A 20,977-nucleotide genomic window follows, 5' to 3' on the forward strand; every position below is an offset into this window, starting at 1 on the left:
TCGGGCTCCTCACCAGTCCACCGAGATCAGTACCGAGTCCAGGTACAGGAAGTTGCGCACGTCGGTGTGCGTCCTGACCGAGACGTAGAAGTTGAGCAGGTTCTCCAGCGAGCCGTACTCCTCGTCGTACGGCGGCACCGGCACGTCGCGCATGTCGTACACGACGTCGTTGACCTGCAGCTCCACGTTGGAGCGGGTGCTGGTGTCGATCACCCAGCGGACGTAGTGCCAGTTGACCTTGGTCGGCACCTCGTTGTAGCAGAGCTCCTGCGGCCCGCCGAACGGCTTCCAGTGCTCCGGGTCGGGCGCGGTGAAGTCGGCGGTCGGCGGCAGCTTCACCTTGCCCTGGAAGTGCTCGCGCGGCGTCGGCTCCGGCACCGTCGGGTACACCCACTCGCGGCGCAGCTCGTTGTCCAGGCCGGTGTTCAGGTACCGGGCGACGCAGTGGTAGCGGACGCCGTCGCAGATGTCGGTGGCGATGGTGAACGCGCCGAACTGCTGCTCGGACGGGTGCAGGTTCGCGTCCCACTCGCCGGCGCCCGCCTTGGTCGCCGCCTGGTTCTCCGCCGAGTGCGCCTCGGTCTTGAACGTCAGGTACGCCTCGAACTGCACCTTGCCCCGGCCCGCCATGGTCAGCCGCCGGATCGCGACGGCGGTGTGCCCGGCGAGGGGACGGGTCGCGACCTTCAGCGCGTAGGTGCCCGACATCGCGCCGTGCGTCCCCACGTCGAAGAAGTTGCAGGAGCTGAGCTGCGGCGGCCGGAAGTCGCGCATGTGGTCGTCGACCGTGTCGAGGTTCCCGTACCCGTCGTAGTTGCCGAGCAGCTCGATCCAGCCGTGCGTGCCGGTGTTGAACTGGTCGTAGGTCAGGATGCGCCGCAGGGGGCTGAACCGGGAGATCTCCGGGTCGGCCAGGCGCAGTTCGGCGGCGAGGGCGCCGGGTTCGATCGCGGGTACGGTCATCGGGCGGGCTCCTCGATCCGGACGGTCGCGTGCACCATGTTGTGGTCCGAGCGCAGCAGGTCCCACGCCGCGCCGGACTGGGCGGTCGTCTGCGGGACGAGGGTCCACTGGCGGACCGGCGTCCCGGCCTTGACGAAGATGTGGTCGATCTTGTCGGGGCCCTGCGGAAGCGGGATCTTGCCGCCGTTGAACGACATGTACTCGTCGCCGTGGCGGCGGTTGGCCGGCGCGGTGTCGTGGGCGTCGCTGTAGCCGAGGTCGGCGAACGCGTCGTAGGCGCTGGCGCCGTCCTCCTGCGAGGCGGAGTTCATGTCCCCGGCGAACACGACCGGCAGCGTGCGCGTGTAGGCGTTGTCGCGGGTCAGGTACTCGGCGGTGCGGCGCGCGTCGGCGTACCGGACCTGGTCCCAGTTCTTGGTCCAGCCGTTGGGGTCGGTGGCGCCGTTCTTGCGGTACTCCAGGTGCATGTTGACCACGACGAAGCGCATCCCCGTGACACGGTCGCGCAGGGTGTTCCACGTCATCGTCTTGCCGTAGATCTCGGTGGAGTCGGGCAGCCACAGCAGGTCGTGCGGCAGTTCCCGGCCGCGTTCGTCCAGGTGGGAGAAGCGGCGGGCGTCGTAGTAGGTGTAGCGCCCGGCGCCGGACTTCAGCGGGTAGCCGTACTGCGGGTGGCGGGCGCCGGCGTAGTCGGCGGGGGCCTCCTCGTACCCGCGGGCGCGCATCGCGTCGGTGAGCGGCTTGCGGTAGGACTCGACGTCCACGATCGGCTGCGTCGGGGTGGCGTTGTTGCCGATCTCCTGGGTGACCACGACGCCGGCGCGGGCCCGGACGATGTCGTCCGCCACGGCCGCGGCGCGTCCGTCCGCCCACGGCGGGAGCTTGGTCGCGCAGTCGCGGCCGATGGTGGCGACGCAGATCTCCTTGGTCGGCAGGCAGCCGTGCCCGCAGACGTTGTAGGTCGCGATCCGCAGGTCGAGCTTGTGGGCCGGCCGTCCGGCGGCGGGCCCGCCGCCGGACGCGGGTGAGGCGGACGCGGGCGAGGCGGACACGGCCACCGCGGCGGCGCAGGCCGCCGCGGCGAGCGCGCCCGCCAGGCGGGCGGGGGGACGGAACGTCCTCATGCGTGAGGGGACCTTTCCATGTCGGCTGGATCACATTAACGTTAACGTGATCGTTCACACACCATGGATGGTTCGCCACTGCCCTGTCAATAGCCGAAAAGGAAGCGACCCGGCCGTCCTCGCGATCGGACAGCCGGGCCACAGTCGTTCCGTCACCCGGGACGCGGTCGCCTCCCTGACGCCGCGGGCGGCCGCGCCGGGCCGGTGGGTGGTGCGGTGACGCGCAGACCGCTAGGCGGCGCCCGCGCTGCCCGCACGGCGAGCGTCGATGAACTCGGCGAACGCCCCCTGGTCGTTGCGGTGCGGGAACGGCTCGTCGGGAACCTCGACGCCCAGGAAGCCGCACAGCGGCTCCCATCCCTGGCGAGCCTCGAACACCAGCAGCCGCTCGGCGGGCAACGCGCGTCGCACCGCCTCGTTGTGCTCGGTGAACATGCGGACGGCGTGCTCCCTGTCGGCGAAACGGCCGCCGAACACCCCGTCCCACACCACCTCATGGGACATCTCTCGTATGCCGGCGAACACGGGGTCGACACCGGACTCCGGGAGCGGGGCCATGGCCGCCTCGTAGATGCTCCGGTGAGCGCTGTCGTACCAGCTCTCGGGGTCACGGGTGGTGAGGATGACCTTCGCGGCGGGAAACGCGTCGGCGATCTCCCGCCAGAACCGCGCGCCCGGCCAGTCGACGGTCGCCCGGTAGTTCTGGTAGATCTCCGTCCAGTCCACCGCTTCGCCCCGGGCGGCCCGCTTCCACAGCGCGATCTGGCCGGGGTCGTCGAACAAGGCCAGCATGTGGTGGCAGGGGCCGAAGCCGAGCCGTTCCAGCGCGGCCTTGAGAGAGAGTGTTCCGGTGCGTCCGAATCCAACGCCGATCACGTCGAGCATGGTGACTCCTTGAAGTCTGGATTGGCCGATGTGGCGCCGGGCCCGCCGCCGTCCGAGCGGCGCGTCCCGGCCCGGCCTGCGGTGGGACGCGCCGCCAGGGGCGCTGTCGGGCCTCGCGCGCGGGGTCCTCAGGCGCCGCGGAGCAGCATGACGCAGACCGTGGCTCCGGGACCGAAGGCCATGGCGACGCCGTGTTCCCCTCGGCCGAGGGGCCTGCCCTTCTGCAGGTTCTCCAGGACCCCGAGGACGGCGGGGGCGGCGGTGTTGCCGTAGTCCCTCATGACCGCGCGGGACGCCGCCAAGGACGTTTCGGGCACATCGCACACCTCCCCGACCCGGTCGATGATGCGGCGGCCGCCCGGATGCACCGCCCACCAGGTGACGTCGGCGCCGTCGAGACGGTTGCGCGCGAGCAGCGCGTCGACGGGCCCTCGCACGGCCGCGGCGACGACCTCCGGCATGGTGGGCGCGAGCCGGATGTACATCCCCAGGTCCCCGACATGGACCTGAAGGTCGTCGGCATGGGCCGGCACCGTGAGCTGCTGGGTGTCGACGATCTCCATGCCGTCCGCGCCGTCCCCGCCCGGTGTCAGGACGACGGCGGCCGCGCCGTCGCCGAACAGGGTGAGGCAGACGGCCTTCTCCTTGTCGTACGGGGGAGGCTGCAGGTGCGGGGAGAACAGGTCCACGGCCAGCAGCACCGCGGGCCTGCGGTGGGTCTCGACCCAGTCGCGGCACGCCGACAGGGCGGGCAGCGCCGCGTAACACCCCATGGGCCCCAGCGACAGGGTCGCGGTGTCGTCACGCATCCCCACGGCGGGTGCGAGGGCGTCCAGCCCGGGCGCGGAGTGGGTCGTCGTGGTCACCGTGGCCAGGAACCCGATCTCGTCCGGACGCAGACCGGCGCGGCCGAGCGCCAGTGCGATCGCCTCCGTGGCGAGGCTGCGGGCCTCCAGCAGACCGCGGTCCATCCGTTCGCGGGTCGGCCACCATCGCGGGTCCTCCGCGAAGGGGTTCACCGCCATTCCCTTGGTGTCGATGGCCGAGTTGCGCACCACCCGGGCGACGTCGTCGCCGCCGACGTCGGTGGCGAACAGCTTGGCGAACTCCTCCGTCGGCATCAACGGCGGTGCGCAGAAGGAGATGTCGACGATCCTTGTCGATGGCACGGCGCCCCCTACGACCCCGAGGCCTGGGCCGGCGTCACGGCCGACACGCCGATCACGCGGCCGCCGGCGTCGAGGGCCTCGGCCTTGACGAACCGCGTGCCGGACGCGGCACCGGACGGCAGTGTGGCGGCGGTGTCGAACCCGTCCCACGCCGCCTGGGCCACCGGCCGCAGATCGGTCCGCGACGACCCGGCCAGGATCCGCCAGCGGGCGACGCCGGTGGCGCCGTTCCAGACGACGCGGGCGGCCGAGCCGGTCAGCGACACGGTGGGCGGCTTGGCGGGACGCCCGTGCCATGGGAACCGGTACGCCCGGTAGGTGCTGAAGCCCTCGGCGAACGTGGCGTCCAGCAGCAGCTCACCGGTCCTGGAGAACTCGGAGAAGCCGCCGGCGCTGCCCCAGGAGACGACGGTGTTGCCGTTGGGCAACTCGGCGGCGCCGCCCTCCGCCACGGCCGCCTTCACCTGCGGGTGGACGATCTGCCGGACCAGGGAGGCCAGGCGCCGCTCGTGGTCCAGCTTGATCCACACCACGCGGGACAGGCCGTTCTCCCCCTGGTTGTCGAAGATCCGGATCGTGTCGCCGCCCACCGCCCGGGCGTCGTGCTGCCGGTTGAAACGCGCGCCGTCCGCCAACTGGAAGGTGCTGGAGCGGCCACCGAGCCGCCAGATGATCCGGCCGGTGCTGCGGTCGATCTTGTACACGGTGCTGGTATTCAGGCTGGAGACCAGCAGGTCGCCGTCGGTGTCGACGTCGACCGAGTTGACGTGGAAGTAGTCGAACGGGTGGGCTCCCGGCGGCGGCTCCAGAAAGCTTTCGGTCAGCGGAACGTGGGCGAGGCTGCTCCAGCGCAACAGCACCTCACCGGTCTGCACGTCGATCTCCTGGACGATGCTGTCCAGCGCCGTGCCGTCCTTGGCGCCACCGACCGGCGACAGGTCGTACGGCACCTCGCGATACGCGGTGACCAGCGCCGTGCCGCGGGAGGTCAGGCGGAACTCGTGCATGCCCGGCGGGTCGCCCTTGGGAGCCTCCACCTTCGCGATGACGCGGTAGTGCGAGTCGGCGATGTACCCGGCTCCGCTGGTGATACCCGTCCCGGGGATGGTCTGGGTGCCCTCCCACCAGGTCAGCACCCGCTGGCCCCGGTAGGTCTGCACACGGAAGTCGCTGCTGAAGTATCCGTCGGGAAGCCGGCGGAACCACACCGGCCGCCCGCGGTCGTCGACGATCTGGGGTCCGCGCGCCGTGGCCACCACGGGATTCTGCGGTCCCACGAACAGCAGCCCAGGCGCCGTCCCGGGCCGGTGGACACTCATCGTGATCTCGGGCGGAGCATCGGGCCCGGCCACCGAGGCGGACGCCGTACCGGCGGACATGACCACTCCCGGCCCGGCCACCAGCAGCGGTGCGGCTGACACGACCAGGCCACCGAGCAAGGCGACTCGTCGCCGAATTAACGAGGGGAACAACGCCATACCTCCGTGCTACGAGCGGACCCAGGAGCCTGGACTCGACGGTCCGGGCGGCGATTGCCCGACACGGGGGCGGACACCCGGCCGGACCAGTGCGGAGCGGAGGAGTCGACGCGTCCGGCGGCGCCCTTGCCGCCCTCCGGTGACGGCGGCGGACCATGGGTCATGGCCGCCGTCACGCCTGCACGAACGCACCCTCCTCGGCACCGCCGGGCCGGTGCACGGTGATCTGCGGGAGCTCGGCGTCGGAGGCGACCGTCATCGCGCGCCCGCCCGGGCTGCGCGCCGCGATCCGCGGCGCGCTCCCCGACCGGCGGCGAACTGATCGGTGCTTCCTCTGCCGGATGAAGATCGGCTTGACCGGATACGGATTCCAAGTGGCACTCCTCAAAATCTGAAACTCACCCCTGGCGGCAACGGAACGAACGTCGGCGCTCCGAGATCGACTTCCTTGAACGTTCCATTGAGGGCGGGCGGGCACAGCGAAACCTGTGCTTCCGCAGAACGATTCGGCTGATCGGCGCTGATCAGCAGTCAGCACAGAAGAAGGGCGTCCCGCCGAGGACAGGCGATTGCACCGACGAATTTCGCGCACGTGGCCGTGCTACCGCCCACCCAGGAACCTGGCCCTCCTTCGTCATGGACCGGATTGCAGGGAACTGGATGGTTCCGCTGCCGTCCACTGACCGGAGTTGATGCTAATAAATCTTGGCTATCGGTCCTACGGCTAGGCCGGATGCGGCCATGTAACCGCAGCGAAACCCGGGCGACATCATCATCCTGCTCCCGCAATCCGCATTAACCGTTCAATTGGGGTTCGCCACCTTCTCTACTCGCCGGCGCACAACCGAGTTGAGCAACCTCGACCGGGGAGTCGACAACCGAGTAAAGACATTCCCGCTGCGGGGATACCACCATGATCGAGGATGCGGAGCCGCAGCCTTTCGCACGGCGCCGGTTCCGTCGTCACGCGGGCCGAGGAGGCGCCCCACCACCGAACCGGTGCCGGTGGCCTGCCGCAGTGACCGGACACACCTGTCCGCGCACGCCCTGTGCCGAGGCCCTGGCGGACGCCCCCTCAGCGGCACCTCAACGGACTTCATGACGCTCTTTGAGGCCCCGCGGTCCACTCCGCTCAGAACGACCTCGTCGCCGAACCCGACGCCGTCGCCGCGGTCACGCCGGTGAGCGGGTATGCCATCGCGACATTGAGGGCCGTCTGCCGCCCCCAACCGGAACGCGCCCACCCGCCGCGACGAGGCCGAGTACCGCCTACCCAAAGCCCCGACCACCGGCTTCACAGACCTGCGACGCTGCGTACCAAGTGCCCGCCGACGCCGCCGCAGTTCAAGGGGTGGAGCCCGTTCGCAGGGATTGGAAAATCGACCCGAAGGCGGCCTTACTTGCCGAGGGAACAGCCCGTCGCCTCAGATCTGACGAGCCCGCGCGGCAGTCGCGCCAGGCCGACGTGGAAATCCTCCTTTGCACCTGGACCACCGGTCACCCGCCGCGAGGACATGCCGTCTTGACGGTGCCCTGCCCTATCGTGCCCTGGATGAATGACGAACAGCCGTTTCCAGCCGAGCTGGCGAAACTTTTCGAGGGCGGGACCGGCACGCGGGCACTGGCGGTTCCATTGCCTGACGGCCGGCTCGTCAACACCGCAGAAGGCGATGGCCCTCCCGGACTGTAAATGACCGAGGATGCCGTTCCTACCGGATTGTGGGCCGAGCTTCACGCAGAGCATTCCCGGTCGGGACTGTGGCCTCTGCTGCTGGGCGCCCTGCGCAGTCTTCCCGGGGTTGAAGACGATTTCAGGCCCTGGGAGTCCGGAGAGCTCTTCCCGGAGTCGGTCACTCCGCCGAACCTTCACGATCCCGCGTCCGTGCTCGCCGGTTGGTGGGACGACTACGCCCGCTGTGATGACACCACCGCCCCGTTCCGGCGCTGGCCGGGGCTCGCCCCCGCCAAGCGGCTTGCGGCCGACCCCGATGAGGTCGCGTGCGAGTACGCGACCCGCCTGCCGTCCCGGTTTCCATCCATGCGCCTGGGCCTGATCGCCGCGGATCGGGGCGCGGACGCCATGGCCGCCGCCGGATGGAACGGCCCGGTGAACTACACCAACGACACCGGCGAGATCGCTGCCGTGCTGCGCAGTTGGGAGGAGCGCTTCGGCGTCCGCGTCGTCGGCGCGGGCTTCGCCAACCTCCACCTCAGCGTCGCGGCCCCGCCGACCGCCCTGGAGGAGGCGATACACGTCGCGGCCGAGCACTTCGCCTTCTGCCCCGACAACATCTGGCAGAACAGCCACCCTCATACGCTGATCGGCTACGCCGAAACCCTTGTCGGACGCACCTCATGGACGTTCTGGTGGGACTGACCGGACCAACGGCCCGCCAGCCCTTCGGCAGCCGGGCTGCTCAGGCCGGCGAGGGACCTGGGCACGCGCTGGCCCAGCGGACGGCACCCTCCGGATCGGCAGCCAGCAGCCACGGGTGGCCACTCTCCAGCCGGTAACGCACCACACCGTTCGCACACCGCAATCTCGGCGGAGGCCCGGCGGTGGATAGAGGCCGCCCGCCACTACTCGCGTATCCGAGCGCCGACAGTCAACGTTGCGGCTCTCAACCTCGCTACGGCCCGGCGAGGCCCAGCGACGGGATCCGCTGCCGGAGCCCGGAGCCGCACCAAGCCGTCCCGCGTTTTCTGCGCGCAGCGGGGCCCGCTGACCGAACACGAGTGGCGGCTCCAGATCTTCGACGTCCCTACCGCAAGACCCACTGCCCCTGAACCCGCCACCGGTCAGCCGAGCTGCTGTTCCCGGCCACGGGGGGTGGCGCGGCCAGGACCGATCCCGTCTGACCGTTCGCGCCCCGCCTTATCGTCCGCGTCAGTCGTCGCCCTCGCCGTGCCCCCGCTCGGGCACCTTCACCTTCGCGTCCGTCACCCGGACGCAGCGACGACTTTTCGCACCCGCTGGCGGCCCCACCGTTGGAACCGGCCCCGGTCGCACGCCCGACCAAGCCGCCCCACGCCGCCGCGACCATCGCTCTCTGACGAGTCGATCGTTTGGCCCGTCTGACCTGGACGTCTACGGGTCCGCGGCAACCTGCCGCACCGGCGGTCGGCTCAGCGTTCGTTCTTCTCCTTCTCATACCGGTCGCGAGCCTTGAGGAGAATCCGGTCGAAGTCGTGCTGGGTAGCGTCACACCAGTGCATCAGGTCCGCCAGCAGTACCTGCAGGTTCTCGCTCGGGCTCGTTCTCCATCCGTCGGCCGAGAGCGTGTAGGCCTGCATAGCCTCACCTGCACGCTCCGCACTTCGGTCGATTGTCGCCACGGTGTCAGCCCTTTCATCATCACGCGGGGTCCTTGTCATCACCGCCGCCGACCTTTCCGGCGGATCTTGATGTCGCGCATGTCCGTCACCGCCACACGGAGGATCCGGTACGGGTACCCGTGTGCGTCCAGCGCCGCGATGGCCCGCTGGGTGGCCTCCTGATCGCCGTCTTCGGGGTCCGCGGGCACCTGGCAACGGAAGGTGAAGGCCGAAAGACTGCTGTCGCAGGTGAAGGTCCCGGCCTCGGTGAAGGCGGCCCCGAAGGAATCGGCCGCGGTGCGCAGGGCTGCACGGTCGGCATCACTCAGCCCAGCGAACGTGCCCCGAATCGTCACCCTGAACACGGCTGCTCCTCTCGTACGGCATAGGCAGGAAAGCGATCACGCACGGCAACGACTCGTCCGGGGAGCGCGGCGGCGAGCGCCTCAGCCATGCGTGAGCATAACGAACCCCAAACTTGCAGTGCATCTCATTTTTAGAGCGGAGTTCAGATACACAGGGACCTCCTGACCGCCTCGGTCACGCCGCCCCTGGCAAGTCCGCGCCGCGTGAGAACGGCCTTCGAGTGGACTGCCTCCCCGGTCAAGCACGCCAGCGGCCGCACGTTTCGTCCGGGCCTGCACCTGCGCGAATCCCTCCCCGACGAGCGGTCATCGCGTTGGCCTCTGGGGCGCTGGCGTGGTATGTCGCCAGGAGGTTGGAGTTTGTGGCCGGTGCGTGAGCCTTGGGGCGTTCCTGTGACAAGCCAATGGAAACCAACTCTCGCGGCACTACCTGGCGACCTGGTGCAGCACCTCAACGATGACCAGCAAGCGTGGCCACGAATGCGCTGCCCATAGGAGTGTGGACGTCGGCGGACGAGCTTCGCTGCGATCGCTACGTTCAGCGCCGTCCGTCCTGACGCCGGTGCTAGCGCCTGCCCCGCCCGCCCGTCCGCTCGCCGCTGGGCGAGGCTCCGCCGGGTCACCAGACGCGATGTCGTCCTCACCGTCGCGTCGACCACGGCGGGCAACCTGGAGGTCGCCACGCCTTCCACTTCCTGGCACCGCTGGCCACGAGACCAGCGATTTGCCCGATGAGACAGTGTCGGTACTACTCCTGGTGACCGTCCTGCGTTCCCAATCACCCAGGCACGCACACCCGCGTGCCGACCACCATCCACGCCGACACCCACCCCCGCCGTCCCCGCCTCCGGCCCCCTCTTCGCCGTCCGTTTCCTCTACCCCGCCGCCACGCTCACCAGGCAGGCCACGTGGTCGTGCGCGTCCGACTGCGGTGCGGCCACTGCCGCTGGCACGCACACGTTCAAGGAGCCCGACCGCCGCGCGCGCTGGTCACTTCCGTTGCGTCGCGCACAGCCTCGTTTTTAGGAGAGCGGTCGGTGCCGTTGGCGGCGTTTACAGCGGTCGGTCATTGCTTCTGCGGGCGGCAATGGCTCGGCTTGGTGGCTGCGCCCTGCGTTGGGGGCCTGGACGCGGTCCGCGGCGCCGTGTCGACTACGGTGACCAGCACCGAGACCATGTGCCGCGATGCGGCCCGACCGTTGACGGAGCCTCGCATGACCTCCCCTGGATCCACCGGTTTCGACGTCGCGGCGCTGCGGGCGCAGTTCCCGTCCCTGGCGTCCGGGATCGCGCACTTCGACGGTCCGGGCGGCACCCAGACCCCGCGGCCGGTCGCCGACGCGATCACCGCCACCCTCACCGGGCCGTTGTCGAACCGCGGCCGCGGCGCCGCGTCGGAGGTCAACGCCGAGTCCGCGGTCGCCGCGTTCCGGCAGGCCTACGGCGACCTGCTCGGCGTTCCCGCCCGCGGAATCGTCCACGGCCGCAGCGCCACCCAGCTCACGTTCGACTTCTCCCGCGCGATCGCCAAGCAGTGGCGCCCCGGTGACGAGGTCGTCGTGTCCCGGCTCGACCACGACGCCAACGTCCGGCCCTGGGTGCGGGCGGCCGAGGCCACCGGCGCCGTCGTGCGGTGGATCGACATCGACCCCGCCACCGCGGAGATCGACCCCGCGTCCGTCGAGGCCGCCATCACCGAGCGGACCCGGCTGGTCGCCGTCACGGCCGCGTCGAACCTGCTCGGCACCAAGCCTTCGGTGCGGGCGATCGCGGACGCGGCGCACGCCGTCGGCGCGTTGGTCTACGTCGACGGCGTGCACTACACCGCGCACCAGTTCGTGGACGTCCCGGCGCTGGGCGCGGACCTGTTCGTCTGCTCCCCGTACAAGTTCCTCGGCCCGCACTGCGGAGTCCTGGCCGCCGACCCCGAGCTGCTGGAGACCCTGCACCCGGACAAGCTGGTGCCGTCGACCGACGTCGTCCCCGAACGCTTCGAGCTCGGCACCCTGCCGTACGAGATCCTCGCCGGCGCCACCGCCGCCGTCGACTTCCTCGCCGGCATCGCGCCCGGCGGAGGCGCGACCCGGCGGGAGCGGCTGCGCGCGTCGCTGCACGCCGTCGAAGAGCACGAGTTGCGGCTGCGCGGCCTGCTGGAGGACGGCCTGGCGGCGCTCGGCGCCGACGTCGTCGTCCACTCCCGTGCCGCCGACCGCACGCCGACCCTGCTGGTCACCCTTCCCGGACGCAAGACCTGGGACGCCTACGAGTTCCTCCTCGGCCGTGACGTCCTGGCTCCTGCCGGGTCCTTCTACGCCTACGAGCCGTTCCGCCGCCTGAACCTCGATGACGAGCACGCGCTGCGGCTCGGCCTGGCCCCCTACAACGACGACACGGAAGTCGCCCGCGTCCTCGACGGCCTGGCCGCGTTCCTCGCCCGATGACCGCCCTCTCGCGTGACCGCACCGGCGGCTTCGATGTGGAACGGCTTCGGCTGGCCGTCTACCGCGCCTTCGCCGACGACGGTCGCGTCCCCGCCTCGGACGGCCTGGCCGAGCGGATGGGGATGGCGGAGGGCGAGGTCAGGACGGGGCTGCGGCAGTTGGCTTCGGCGCGTCACCTCGTCCTGGACGACCAGGACCGGATCCTCATGGCGCACCCGTTCTCCGCGGTCCCGATGGGTTTCTCGGTGATGGGCGAGCGAACCCTGTGGTGGGGCGGCTGCGCCTGGGACTCGTTCGCCCTCCCGCACCTGCTCGGCGTCGAGCAGGGGGTCCTGGTCGCGACCAGGTGCCGATGCTGCGACCGGCCGCACGCGTGGAACGTCAGCGACCAGGCGCCCCCGCCCGGCGACCAGGTCGCCCACTTCCTCGTGCCACGCAGCGGATCTGGGACGACGTCGTCTACGCCTGCGACAACCAGCGGATCTTCTGCTCACCCGAGTGCGTGAACCGGTGGCTGGCCGACACGGCAACGAGCGCGGCTACGTCATGACCCTCGACATGCTGTGGCACCTGGCCGCGCGCTGGTACGAAGGCCGTATGGACTACGGCTACGTCCGCCGGGAACCGGCGACGGCGGCTCAGTACTTCCGCGAGGTGGGGCTGTCCGGGCAGTTCTGGGGACTGCCGGCTTCTCGCCCGTGAACGGCCGGGCTCGGGAGCCTGCCGTGCACATCTCCGGCCCGTGGGCGGGCCATGCCTGGGCCGCGGCTGAGCTGTGCGGCTCGCCGCGGCCGGGCGCCTCGCTGTAGGTACAACGATGCCGTGGGCGGGGACGGGCAGAGTCAATCGGCCGCCCGGACGACCCTCGCCGAGGCGCGGGCGTCGACCGATCGGCCACCGGGTGTCTCGCCCGGCCCCTCCTGCGGCCTCTCGAAACGCTTCAGGCGGTACCGAGCGGTTGGCCCATCCGACGCGAGCCTTCTGACGGTGCGGGGGCGGGTGCGGGAGCCTTGGCCTGCTCCGGGCTCACCCGACAGCGTCGAGGTTCACCCACGCCGTAACCGTGTCGTCTTCGCGGACGAGGTCCACGCCGAGTGTCGTGAGAAGCCTGTGGACGGCCGTGTTGTCCGGCGTAGTGCTCACGAAGATCGATTCGAGGCCGTCCGCACGCGCGACGGTCAGCAACTGCTTCAGCACCGCACCGCCGACGCCGGCACCGCGATGGGAACGTCCGATCCACACCCCGGCCTCGGCCGCCCTCTTCGCATCCTCCACCGGGCACAACCGGGCGGCTCCCACCACCGTCGTCCCCACGACGATGGCGTACGTGGTCTCGCCCGGGGGAACCGCCAACGTCCTCGACCGGTGGAACCGCAGGAAGGCGCTGCGGCGCTCGGGCGTCCATCCCGGCGGGCCCGCCACGGGCGGCATCACCTCAAGCGGGTCCGCGTCCGCGACCGCCGCGTCCAGCAATTGCCGCAGTAGTTGCTCGTCGAGCCGCCGAAGTGTGACATCAGAACGCATGACTTGATCCTTTCACCCGCATGGCAGCGTTCTCGAGAGGTTTTTGTCGTCGCCCCGAGTAAGGTCGCGATCCTGCGACCGTTCCTCGTCGAGGCGTCGAATTCCGAGTTGTTCCGTTGCGCGTCGCGTCGGCTTTGGGAACGGGAGATTGAGTTTCCAGCGGCTGGAAGGTGCATAGTCGTCCTCATGAGCACCAGCGCGGAACTGTTCACGATCGGGCAGCTGGCGGATCGGTGCGGCGTGTCGGCACGGACGATCCGGTTCTGGTCGGATGCCGGCCTGGTGCCGCCCGCGGGCAGGTCCGCCGGGGGATATCGCCTGTACGACGCCGAGGCGGTGGCCCGGCTCGATCTCGTCCTGACGCTGCGGGAGCTGGGACTCGGGCTGGACGTGGTACGGGCGCTGCTGACCCGGGCCGTCACCGTCGCGGAGGTGGCGTCCACGCAGGTCGCCGCGCTGGACGCGGAGATCCGGATCCTGCGGCAGCGTCGCGCGGTGCTCAGCACCGTCGCCCAACGAGCGGGCACGATCGAGGAGACACTGCTCATGCACAGACTGGCCCGGCTGTCCGCGCAGGAACGGCAGCAGATCATCGACGAGTTCGTTCAGAGCGTCGTCGAGGGCGTCGATCCCGACGCACCCGCGACGGGCATCGCGCGGAGCATGCGGAAGATGCCCGCGGAACTGCCCGATGACCCGGCCCCCGAACAGGTCGACGCGTGGATCGAACTCGGGGAGCTCGTCGCGGACGAGGACTTCCGCGACCGGGTTCGTGCCATGGCGGTCGCCGGCGCGGGGGCCGACGAACTGGAGTTCGGCCCCGACTACTACGCGGTCGTGGAGCACGCGGGACGGGCCCTGGCCGAGGGGACGGCGCCAGACTCGGCCCAGGGAAAAGCCGTTCTGGATCGCATCGTCCCGCCGGACACCCCGGCCGCACACCGGGCAAGAATGCTGGAGCAACTCGAGACGGTCGTCGACGCCCGGATAGAGCGGTACTGGCAGCTGCTTTCGATCATCAACGGCCGGCTGCCGCAGCCGCCGGCCGTTCCCAGCTTCGAGTGGTTGATCGCCGCTCTTCGCACGGACAACGGTACTCGGCCGTCCTCCCAGTGGGAGACCGAAGTCTCCGCGTGACCGTCCGCGCAGTGGGGCCACGCACGTCATACGACGCGAGAGGACGGACACATGGTCACAACCCCGGCCGATCGCAGGACCCATCGGCTGGGCCGCCCCACATCACCCACAACCCGATCAGGATCAGCAGCGTGGCGATCCCGGCCAGCGTGATCAGGCTGGGCACGACGTCACCGAGGTGGCGCAGGTTCCTGGAACGAGCGATCCACCTGTGGGACGCCGCGGCCATCGCTCCGGTCAGCACGCCGACCGTCGGCATCACGAACAGGCCGGCGACGCCCAGAAAGTTCACGGCGAAGCGTCCGCCGGCATCCAGGTCCTCCTCGCAGCCCGACCATGCCGCCGCCATCCCGAGGTAGGCGGCGACGGCACCGCCGATCCCCAGCACGAGGCACAGCACCACGAATCGCCCAGCCCATCTGCGCCTGGAAGTCCCGCGGTCATTGATCACCTCGTCCTCCTTCCAGAGCGGTGGTCGCGACAGCGCCAAATCCCGAATCGGTATCCGTCATATGGCCTGCTCGTTCATCTCGGCGCGTGAATGCCGCCGCCGAGGAGGCGCCTTCACCGAATCCGGATGACGACAAACGCCTCATGCTCGCCTCAAGCGGCCCGCCGAGAATAGGAGGAGGTGATGACGGATCACCTACAGATGACTTACGACCCGCTTAGCGGCGCGAATGTCGCAGGCCGCACGCGATTACGCTTGATCGGCTCCCGCCGCCTGACCGGTCAGGGGACGACGCGGTAGTGGGTGGTCAGCCGCTGCCCGTCGAAAAGGTGGAACGCCACCGCGGGCGGTGCCTGGTGGTCGACGACGGAGTCGCCGTGTTCCCATGGCAGCACGAGCGTGGAGACGACACCGGGCGCGACCAGGAGCGGCCGCCCCGCGAAGACGGTGGACGCCGGTGTGTGCGCGTGCCCGCACAGCACCGCCACGACCTGCGGGTGGCGCGCGAGGACGGCTGCGAGCCGCCGCTCGCCGAACTGCCGGATCCCGTCGACGTAGGGGCTGCCCAGGCGCACCGGCGGATGGTGGAAGCACACGAAGGCCGGTGTGCCGGCGTCTTCGGCGAGCGCGGCGTCCAGCCAGGCGAGCGTCTCGTCGGCGAGCCGCCCGTCGTCGCGGCCGGGGACGGTGGAGTCGCACAGCGCGAAGACCGCTCCCTCCGTCCGGTGAATCTGGTTGACGGGGGCATCGCCGCCGGCCTCGTCACCGGGTTCGTCGGCGCGGCCGCGCACCTGGCCGCCGCCCAGCGCGCCACCGACCGACCACCACGCTGGTCAAGAAGCGACGCCGGGCTTACGTTTGGCGTCGGTGAAGTAGGGCGCGTCCTGCCAGGACGCCACGGCGGCCTCGGCCAGGGAACCGAGCATCCGGTAGGCGCCCCAGATGCGCCCGGTGGCCGCGCGGGGCGGGGACCTGGTGCTACGCGCCGACGCGGTCGGCTGCGCGGGCGGCACCAGCGACGACGCAACGACGGGGGCGCCCTGGTGGAGGCCGTGCTGACACCCAACCCTCACGGTGAACGGGTCCCCGACGACCAGGACTTACCGGCTCTGACTTGACCTCAGCCGCCGCCCGTCCGGGACCGGGATCACGCCGCGCCCTCCTTGGGCGTCGCCACGCCCTCCTTGGGCGTCGCCACGCTGGCCGGCCGCCGTCGGCGCCCGGCAGCAACGGCCTCCCTGGGTTCGGTCACGACCACAGGCCGCACATTCTGCCGGGGCCAGGGGCGGTCGACGGTACCGCCGCAGATCAGGACGGCTTTCTGGCCTCGATGAGGAACCGGGACGAATGAGCGACGAACAGTCCGTCCTTCTGGATCTGTTCGTGCAGCTCGCGCAGCCGGTCGCGGTAGCGGTCGACGGAGAAGTCCGGGACGGTCCAGATCACCTTGCGCAGGAAGTAGACGACCGCACCGATGTCGAAGAACTCCATCCGCAGCCGCTCCATGCGCAGGTCGACGATCCGCAGGCCGGCGGCCCGGGCCTCGGCGCTCTCGTCATCGGGGTGGCGTTTGCGCCGCACGTCCTCCGGCTGCGGCCCGAGGAAGTACTCGACCAGTTCGAAGACGGTGGCGGGCCCGACATGCTGGGCGAAGTACGTTCCGCCGGGCCGCAGGACCCGGGCGATCTCGGCCCACCACACGGTCGCGGGATGACGGCTTACGACCAGGTCGAACGCCTCGTCGGCGAACGGCAGCGGCGGCTCCTCCGAGGTCTCGACGACCACCGCGCCCCGAGGGTGCAGCAGCCTGGTGGCCCTGGCGACGTTCGGCGGCCAGGACTCGGTGGCGACCATGGTCGGCGGCAGCTTCGGCGCACCCGCCAGCACCTCCCCGCCGCCGGTCTGGACGTCCAGCGCGGCGGCGGCCTCGGCGAGCCGTTCGCTCATCAGCCGCTGGTATCCCCACGACGGGCGCTGTTCGGTCGCCCGGCCGTCCAGCCAGGAGAAGTCCCACCCTTCGACCGGCGCCGCCTCGGCCTCGGCCACCAGTTCATCAAAATCGCGCATCACACCGGCATTCTCGCGCCCCACCCCCTTGGGGATCCACTGATTTTGGCGGCGGACACGCCACGAGCTCAGAGCGGGATGCCCCACGCCCGGCTGCTGAGCGGATTGCACCTTTCCTCTGAGTTGAGCCCCTGACACTGGAGCGAATCCACCGGGTACGCGCTTCCCCGCTTGCATATCACTTACATCGCCCATAAGACGACTACATGCCCTCCAAGCCTCGAACGAAATGAACCTGCACCCAAATAGTCACGCATATTGCGTCACCTCAGGCTGATGTCGGAGGCAACGCCGGGATCGTGCCACGGCAGGGGTTCCAGAAACCGGAAACGATCTCCTTGGGCACGCCGCCCCTGCCTGCTACTCGTGGTGCAGGTCATGGCCCCGTCGCCACCACCACAGTCCCGACAAGATCACCGCCGCTCCCCCCCCGCGACCAGACCGAATCACACGTCCAGGACGGGCACTCCTCAGCGCACCGGGGGTTGGTCGGCGCCGCCGCACGGGGCGGAAAGACTTTGACAGCGTGGTTCGTGCTTTGCCACTCTCGGCCCCATGCTGAGACGGCCGGTCCGCGACGTGGATGCCAGTGACAAGAGGCAGACCGGTTGCGGTGCCAGTTTCGCGATCGTCAGCGTGGACTTCGAACCCGCCGAGACCTACGAGTTCGTCGACACCGCGCCCGAGCGGATCCCCGGCAGGTCGCCGGCGGTGACCGATGAGGAGCGCTGGGCGGACATCCTGCGTTTTCACGCCGAGGACGTCCGCCACTTCAAAGACGTTTTCGCCGACGCCATGCGGGCGGAACTGGGGGAGGCCGCGGTCCGGGTGGTCCTGACGCGCTTCGTCCACCACACGATCGACAGCAGCGACCGAGGCTTCACCGCGGCCGCCCGCCGGGCGGTGCGCGAACTGCATCGCAGAGTGCCGCTCGAACTCACCGAGCCGGTGCGCGGCGTGCGCGCCCGGGATTCCGGCACCTACTTTCGCGGCGACTCCTACTTCTCCGAGATCACCGTCGACTTCGAACCGGCGGAGAACTACGAGTTCGTGAGGCGGGCCGATGCGAGGCGGGTGTACGCGGACGTCGTGGACGAGGGGATCCGAACCGAGATCGGCACCCCGCCCGTCCGGGTCGTCCTCACCCGCGTCAGCCGCCAGAACGTGGACGAACGCAGGTTCGGGGACGTCGTCGTCCTCGCGGTGCGGCAACTGCGTAAGCACCTGCGAGAAAGGGCAGCGGACGCCGGGGTGATCCCATCTATGGAAGACGGTGTGCCATGAGTCTTCGCCGTTATGTCTTCCTGGGCCCCGACGGCACAGCCGACGTCTGGCTGTACGTGGTCGTCGAAGCGCCGACAGGCGTCTTCTATCAGCAGCAGTACGGCGGTACGGCCTGTCGGCAGGGCCAGGTGGAGGGCTATCTGGTGCCCGTATACGGGCTCGACGCCCTGAATGCCCTGCGGACATTGTTCGAGCGGCACTTCCGCGGCGCCGGTACCTGGAATCATTCATGGTCGGCACAGGAGCGCGACCGGCTCCGGGACGGTGTGGAAGGCGTCACCTTCTGGGCATGTGACGGATGGACCGAGGAACCCCGCTCCTTGAAGCTGGACGAGAGCCGCATGGCGGAAGCCGATGAGGCCTGGATACCGGTGCTGACCCCGGACGGTCCAGGCGTGTTGCTGTGGTTCAACTCGGACTGAGCGCCCGCTACCCGCTCCTGATGACTGCGAGCCAACTCCCCCGTACTCGAACCCGTTGCGCCAGTTCCATCACGGCTCGGCAACCAGCCGGCAGTCACCACGAAGCGATGACTGCCGAGTGGCTGCGGGCCGCGAGCACCCGTGTTTCAGCAGGTACAAGACCCCCGCAACAACACCGAACCCAAAAACCGCGTCGCCACCCACTGCGCCGCCCCATCCGGCTGCACCGCCACCACCGGCGCCGCCTACCCCTCAGCGGATGCTTCAGCGAGGACGGCCCGCTGCCCTGGTAGCGGTCAGGCGACCCCTGCCCCAGACCCCCTCCCCCGCTGCCCGCGGCCGCCTTGACGATCACCGGGTAGCCGACGGACCGCGCCACCTCCTGGGCGTCGTCGAGGTCGGCAGCGTGCCGTCGCTGCCGGGCAGCACCGGCAGCCCCGCGTCGGCCAGCAGGCCGCGCACCCGGGCCTTGTCGCCCGCGACCTCCATGACCTCGGGCGGCGGGCCGATGAACGCGATGCCGTGCTCGGCGCAGATCCGGGCGAAGTCGGGGCCCTCCGACAGGACCACGCAGCCTAATCACCGCACAAAAACGATCCCGAGCCGCCGCACCCGCCGCGGCCCCACGACCGCCCGGCGGGAGGTCGGCAAGGTCATGGCTGACCACGAGGAGCATGGCGCCGGGGGCGACCGCATCCAGCAGGCCGCGCAGTGCCGCGTGGTCCGGCCGGCGCGGCAGCGAAAAGTACTGGCCGTTCACCCCCGCCACACAGCACCACGCCGACAAACAAGCGCGACGTTGCAGGACCGGGGCGGCTCTGGGATGCCGGGACCGCCGTCGCGGCCTTCCGAAGGGCGTGCAGTTCGGCGGTCTGCTCGGCGAGGGTGGCGGTGTAGAGCGGCCGGGATGCTGCAGGACCGGGGGGCTCGTGCTTGTGGCCATGCCGGTCGGCATTGGGCCCGGCCGATCAGGCGCTCTGACTTCGAGCCTCGTGTCCACTGATCAACTGGCGCAGCAGGTCGCTGCGACCCTGTTGGACGCTGTCTTGGGTTGTCGGCTGCCATGGGCAGGCGATGTCGAGCGCGGTGACCCGTCCCGTCTCCAGGATCCGGTGCACCGCCGCGATCACCTGGGCGGCCGGTGGGCCGCCGGGTGCCGGGAACAGCAGGGCGGGCAGGTCGTCGGGATCGGTCACGTCGACATCGACGTGCACGATCAGGGGGCCGTCCGGCAGTGAGGCGACATCCAGGTCGGCGACGCCGCTGCGCCGTATCGCGCTGGTCCGCAGGTACTCCGCCTCCGGCGGGTCCAGGTCACGGGCGTCCACCAGGACGGTGCGGTCCTCGGCCACCGGGTGCAGGCCGAGCGGGCGGGCCAGCAGATCGGGGTGTGCGCCCAGGAGGAGCCGCAGCGCCAGTCCGCCGAGGTAGCCGGAGGTCGTCGTGTCGAGGGTGTGCACGTCGCCATGCGCGTCGAACCAGACGATGCCGGGGTGGACACCGGCCCGCTGAGCCCCGGCCAGCACGGCCATCCCGATGAGACAGTCGCCGGACAGCACGGTGGTCGGGCCACCGGCGCTGACGGACGCGGCGATCTCGTCCGCGGCGGCGTCGTCGAGCGCGGCCAGCCGGCGCCAGATGTCACCGTCCGGCAATTCCGGATCCACCACCTGCAGGTCATCGGCGAACGGCAGCGGGATGTACCCGTCGCTCAACCGCTCGTCCTGGTGATACGGAACGACGATCATGCCCATCGCGCCAGCCTAGGCGACCGGTGGCCCCGTGCGCATCCCCGCGTATGGGCTGGTAGCTACGTGGCAAGGCCCCAGGGCACGGGCGAAGGTCCGTTTGTCCCACCTAGGCAGGCACCTCTTCGCGCGAGAGGCGTCCGTGCGCACGATCGCGCTCGATCAGGTGGTCGGCGCCACAGCCTTGATCACCGGCGGCCCGCCCAGCAGCCACTGCGCCTCGGCGGCCCGCGTCCGCCACCGCCCGGCCGTCGCGGCGTCGGCCTTGTGAAGTCTCCAGCCGCCGCCCCTCGTAGGCCCGCTCGACCTTGGCACGTTCCTGCTCGTTCAGCCGCCGCACGCCCGGCGCGGAAGCGCCGCTCGTGCCGCTCGACGACCGTCTTGTCCTCCAGCAGCCCGATGCGGGTCGACGACAGCGCCGAGATCAGCACCTGGCGGGCGTGCCCGTCGGTGTTGTCCAGGGTCAGCGCGAAGCCCTGGTCGTCGCCGTGCGCGGCGAAGGCGCGCACGGCGACGTAGGCGCGCATGTACGTCTCGATCATCCGGCGGATGTCGGCGTCGGGCCGCCATCGCCGCCTACGCGCCGAAGCTTTCGGCGGGTACT

24 protein-coding genes and 1 pseudogene are annotated in these 20,977 nt (G+C 70.3%); 8 read left to right on the forward strand and 17 right to left on the reverse strand.

The window, feature by feature from the left end; all coding sequences use genetic code 11:
- Window positions 1-9: 9 nt before the first annotated feature.
- The 5 genes from ABZ801_RS20050 to ABZ801_RS20070 all read right to left on the reverse strand — a co-directional run bounded on the left by ABZ801_RS20050 (window position 10) and on the right by ABZ801_RS20070 (window position 5,562).
- The gene (locus ABZ801_RS20050; RefSeq protein WP_344939855.1) at window positions 10-963 is read right to left on the reverse strand and encodes a DUF6772 family protein; all 954 of its coding nucleotides are present in this window, start codon (window positions 961-963) and stop codon (window positions 10-12) included.
- Window positions 960-2,087, reverse strand: coding sequence for a hypothetical protein (locus tag ABZ801_RS20055; RefSeq protein WP_360699614.1), 1,128 nt, complete (start codon window positions 2,085-2,087; stop codon window positions 960-962). Before ABZ801_RS20055 ends, ABZ801_RS20050 begins: the two co-directional genes overlap by 4 nt.
- 231 nt (window positions 2,088-2,318) lie before the next feature.
- Window positions 2,319-2,972 carry a sulfotransferase family protein gene (locus tag ABZ801_RS20060; protein WP_360699616.1) on the reverse strand — a complete coding sequence of 218 codons (654 nt, stop codon included), beginning with the start codon at window positions 2,970-2,972 and terminating at the stop codon, window positions 2,319-2,321.
- Window positions 2,973-3,100: 128 nt separating this feature from the next.
- Window positions 3,101-4,141 (reverse strand): 3-oxoacyl-[acyl-carrier-protein] synthase III C-terminal domain-containing protein, encoded by a 1,041-nt coding sequence (locus ABZ801_RS20065; protein WP_360699618.1) that lies wholly within the window; start codon window positions 4,139-4,141, stop codon window positions 3,101-3,103.
- 8 nt (window positions 4,142-4,149) lie between these two features.
- A complete protein-coding gene (locus ABZ801_RS20070) occupies window positions 4,150-5,562 on the reverse strand; it encodes an arylsulfotransferase family protein (protein WP_360699620.1) in 1,413 nt (470 codons plus the stop codon).
- A gap of 1,609 nt (window positions 5,563-7,171) precedes the next feature.
- On the opposite strand from ABZ801_RS20070, the gene ABZ801_RS20075 reads away from it, so the two are divergent.
- Both ABZ801_RS20075 and ABZ801_RS20080 read left to right on the forward strand, forming a co-directional pair.
- Window positions 7,172-7,309, forward strand: coding sequence for a hypothetical protein (locus ABZ801_RS20075; protein ID WP_360699622.1), 138 nt, complete (start codon window positions 7,172-7,174; stop codon window positions 7,307-7,309).
- Window positions 7,310-7,996 (forward strand): DUF4253 domain-containing protein, encoded by a 687-nt coding sequence (locus ABZ801_RS20080; RefSeq protein ID WP_360699624.1) that lies wholly within the window; start codon window positions 7,310-7,312, stop codon window positions 7,994-7,996.
- Window positions 7,997-8,745: 749 nt separating this feature from the next.
- Here ABZ801_RS20080 and ABZ801_RS20085 read toward each other — a convergent pair.
- Window positions 8,746-8,913: a hypothetical protein gene (locus tag ABZ801_RS20085; protein ID WP_360699626.1), complete on the reverse strand. Its 168-nt coding sequence runs from the start codon at window positions 8,911-8,913 to the stop codon at window positions 8,746-8,748.
- Window positions 8,914-8,993: 80 nt separating this feature from the next.
- The gene (locus ABZ801_RS20090; RefSeq protein WP_360699628.1) at window positions 8,994-9,299 is read right to left on the reverse strand and encodes a DUF6204 family protein; all 306 of its coding nucleotides are present in this window, start codon (window positions 9,297-9,299) and stop codon (window positions 8,994-8,996) included.
- Window positions 9,300-10,513: 1,214 nt separating this feature from the next.
- Between ABZ801_RS20090 and ABZ801_RS20095 the strand changes: the two genes are divergently transcribed.
- The 3 genes from ABZ801_RS20095 to ABZ801_RS20105 are packed head-to-tail and all read left to right on the forward strand — an operon-like array spanning window position 10,514 to window position 12,442.
- On the forward strand, window positions 10,514-11,740 hold the full coding sequence (locus tag ABZ801_RS20095) for a cysteine desulfurase-like protein (protein WP_360699630.1): 1,227 nt from the start codon (window positions 10,514-10,516) through the stop codon (window positions 11,738-11,740).
- The gene (gene merB, locus ABZ801_RS20100; protein WP_360699632.1) at window positions 11,737-12,246 is read left to right on the forward strand and encodes an organomercurial lyase; all 510 of its coding nucleotides are present in this window, start codon (window positions 11,737-11,739) and stop codon (window positions 12,244-12,246) included. Before ABZ801_RS20095 ends, merB begins: the two co-directional genes overlap by 4 nt.
- Window positions 12,247-12,250: 4 nt before the next feature.
- The gene (locus ABZ801_RS20105) at window positions 12,251-12,442 is read left to right on the forward strand and encodes a hypothetical protein (RefSeq protein WP_360699634.1); all 192 of its coding nucleotides are present in this window, start codon (window positions 12,251-12,253) and stop codon (window positions 12,440-12,442) included.
- Between the two features lie 324 nt (window positions 12,443-12,766).
- Here the strand turns inward: ABZ801_RS20105 and ABZ801_RS20110 are convergent, their stop codons facing one another.
- Window positions 12,767-13,264: a GNAT family N-acetyltransferase gene (locus tag ABZ801_RS20110; RefSeq protein WP_360699636.1), complete on the reverse strand. Its 498-nt coding sequence runs from the start codon at window positions 13,262-13,264 to the stop codon at window positions 12,767-12,769.
- 186 nt (window positions 13,265-13,450) lie between these two features.
- On the opposite strand from ABZ801_RS20110, the gene ABZ801_RS20115 reads away from it, so the two are divergent.
- Window positions 13,451-14,401, forward strand: coding sequence for a MerR family transcriptional regulator (locus ABZ801_RS20115; RefSeq protein ID WP_360699638.1), 951 nt, complete (start codon window positions 13,451-13,453; stop codon window positions 14,399-14,401).
- A gap of 55 nt (window positions 14,402-14,456) precedes the next feature.
- Here the strand turns inward: ABZ801_RS20115 and ABZ801_RS20120 are convergent, their stop codons facing one another.
- The 4 genes from ABZ801_RS20120 to ABZ801_RS20135 form a co-directional block, all read right to left on the reverse strand.
- Entirely contained in the window at window positions 14,457-14,852 is a 396-nt protein-coding gene (locus ABZ801_RS20120; protein ID WP_360699640.1) for a hypothetical protein, read from the reverse strand.
- A 281-nt stretch (window positions 14,853-15,133) separates the two neighbouring features.
- On the reverse strand, window positions 15,134-15,643 hold the full coding sequence (locus ABZ801_RS20125) for a hypothetical protein (protein WP_360699642.1): 510 nt from the start codon (window positions 15,641-15,643) through the stop codon (window positions 15,134-15,136).
- A 42-nt stretch (window positions 15,644-15,685) separates the two neighbouring features.
- Window positions 15,686-15,925, reverse strand: coding sequence for a hypothetical protein (locus ABZ801_RS20130; RefSeq protein ID WP_360699644.1), 240 nt, complete (start codon window positions 15,923-15,925; stop codon window positions 15,686-15,688).
- A 235-nt stretch (window positions 15,926-16,160) separates the two neighbouring features.
- Window positions 16,161-16,922 (reverse strand): class I SAM-dependent methyltransferase, encoded by a 762-nt coding sequence (locus ABZ801_RS20135; RefSeq protein ID WP_360699646.1) that lies wholly within the window; start codon window positions 16,920-16,922, stop codon window positions 16,161-16,163.
- Between the two features lie 633 nt (window positions 16,923-17,555).
- Between ABZ801_RS20135 and ABZ801_RS20140 the strand changes: the two genes are divergently transcribed.
- Both ABZ801_RS20140 and ABZ801_RS20145 read left to right on the forward strand, forming a co-directional pair.
- Window positions 17,556-18,203 carry a hypothetical protein gene (locus ABZ801_RS20140; RefSeq protein ID WP_360699648.1) on the forward strand — a complete coding sequence of 216 codons (648 nt, stop codon included), beginning with the start codon at window positions 17,556-17,558 and terminating at the stop codon, window positions 18,201-18,203.
- A complete protein-coding gene (locus ABZ801_RS20145) occupies window positions 18,200-18,625 on the forward strand; it encodes a DUF6210 family protein (RefSeq protein ID WP_360699650.1) in 426 nt (141 codons plus the stop codon). The genes ABZ801_RS20140 and ABZ801_RS20145 overlap by 4 nt, the downstream gene beginning before the upstream one ends.
- Window positions 18,626-18,719: 94 nt before the next feature.
- Here ABZ801_RS20145 and ABZ801_RS20150 read toward each other — a convergent pair whose 3' ends face one another.
- From ABZ801_RS20150 to ABZ801_RS20170, 5 genes and pseudogenes are all read right to left on the reverse strand, one after another.
- Complete coding sequence (locus tag ABZ801_RS20150; RefSeq protein ID WP_360700387.1) at window positions 18,720-19,004, reverse strand: hypothetical protein; 285 nt, start codon at window positions 19,002-19,004, stop codon at window positions 18,720-18,722.
- Complete coding sequence (locus ABZ801_RS20155; protein ID WP_360699652.1) at window positions 18,977-19,195, reverse strand: biotin carboxylase N-terminal domain-containing protein; 219 nt, start codon at window positions 19,193-19,195, stop codon at window positions 18,977-18,979. Before ABZ801_RS20155 ends, ABZ801_RS20150 begins: the two co-directional genes overlap by 28 nt.
- 67 nt (window positions 19,196-19,262) lie before the next feature.
- Window positions 19,263-19,385, reverse strand: a pseudogene (locus ABZ801_RS20160) (SAM-dependent methyltransferase); the annotation flags it as partial.
- A 208-nt stretch (window positions 19,386-19,593) separates the two neighbouring features.
- Window positions 19,594-20,379 carry an arginase family protein gene (locus tag ABZ801_RS20165; RefSeq protein ID WP_360699654.1) on the reverse strand — a complete coding sequence of 262 codons (786 nt, stop codon included), beginning with the start codon at window positions 20,377-20,379 and terminating at the stop codon, window positions 19,594-19,596.
- A gap of 182 nt (window positions 20,380-20,561) precedes the next feature.
- Complete coding sequence (locus ABZ801_RS20170) at window positions 20,562-20,915, reverse strand: hypothetical protein (RefSeq protein ID WP_360699656.1); 354 nt, start codon at window positions 20,913-20,915, stop codon at window positions 20,562-20,564.
- Window positions 20,916-20,977: the final 62 nt, after the last annotated feature.

The sequence above is a fragment of the Actinomadura sp. NPDC047616 genome (genome assembly GCF_040642915.1).
Taxonomy (GTDB): domain Bacteria; phylum Actinomycetota; class Actinomycetes; order Streptosporangiales; family Streptosporangiaceae; genus Spirillospora; species Spirillospora miaoliensis.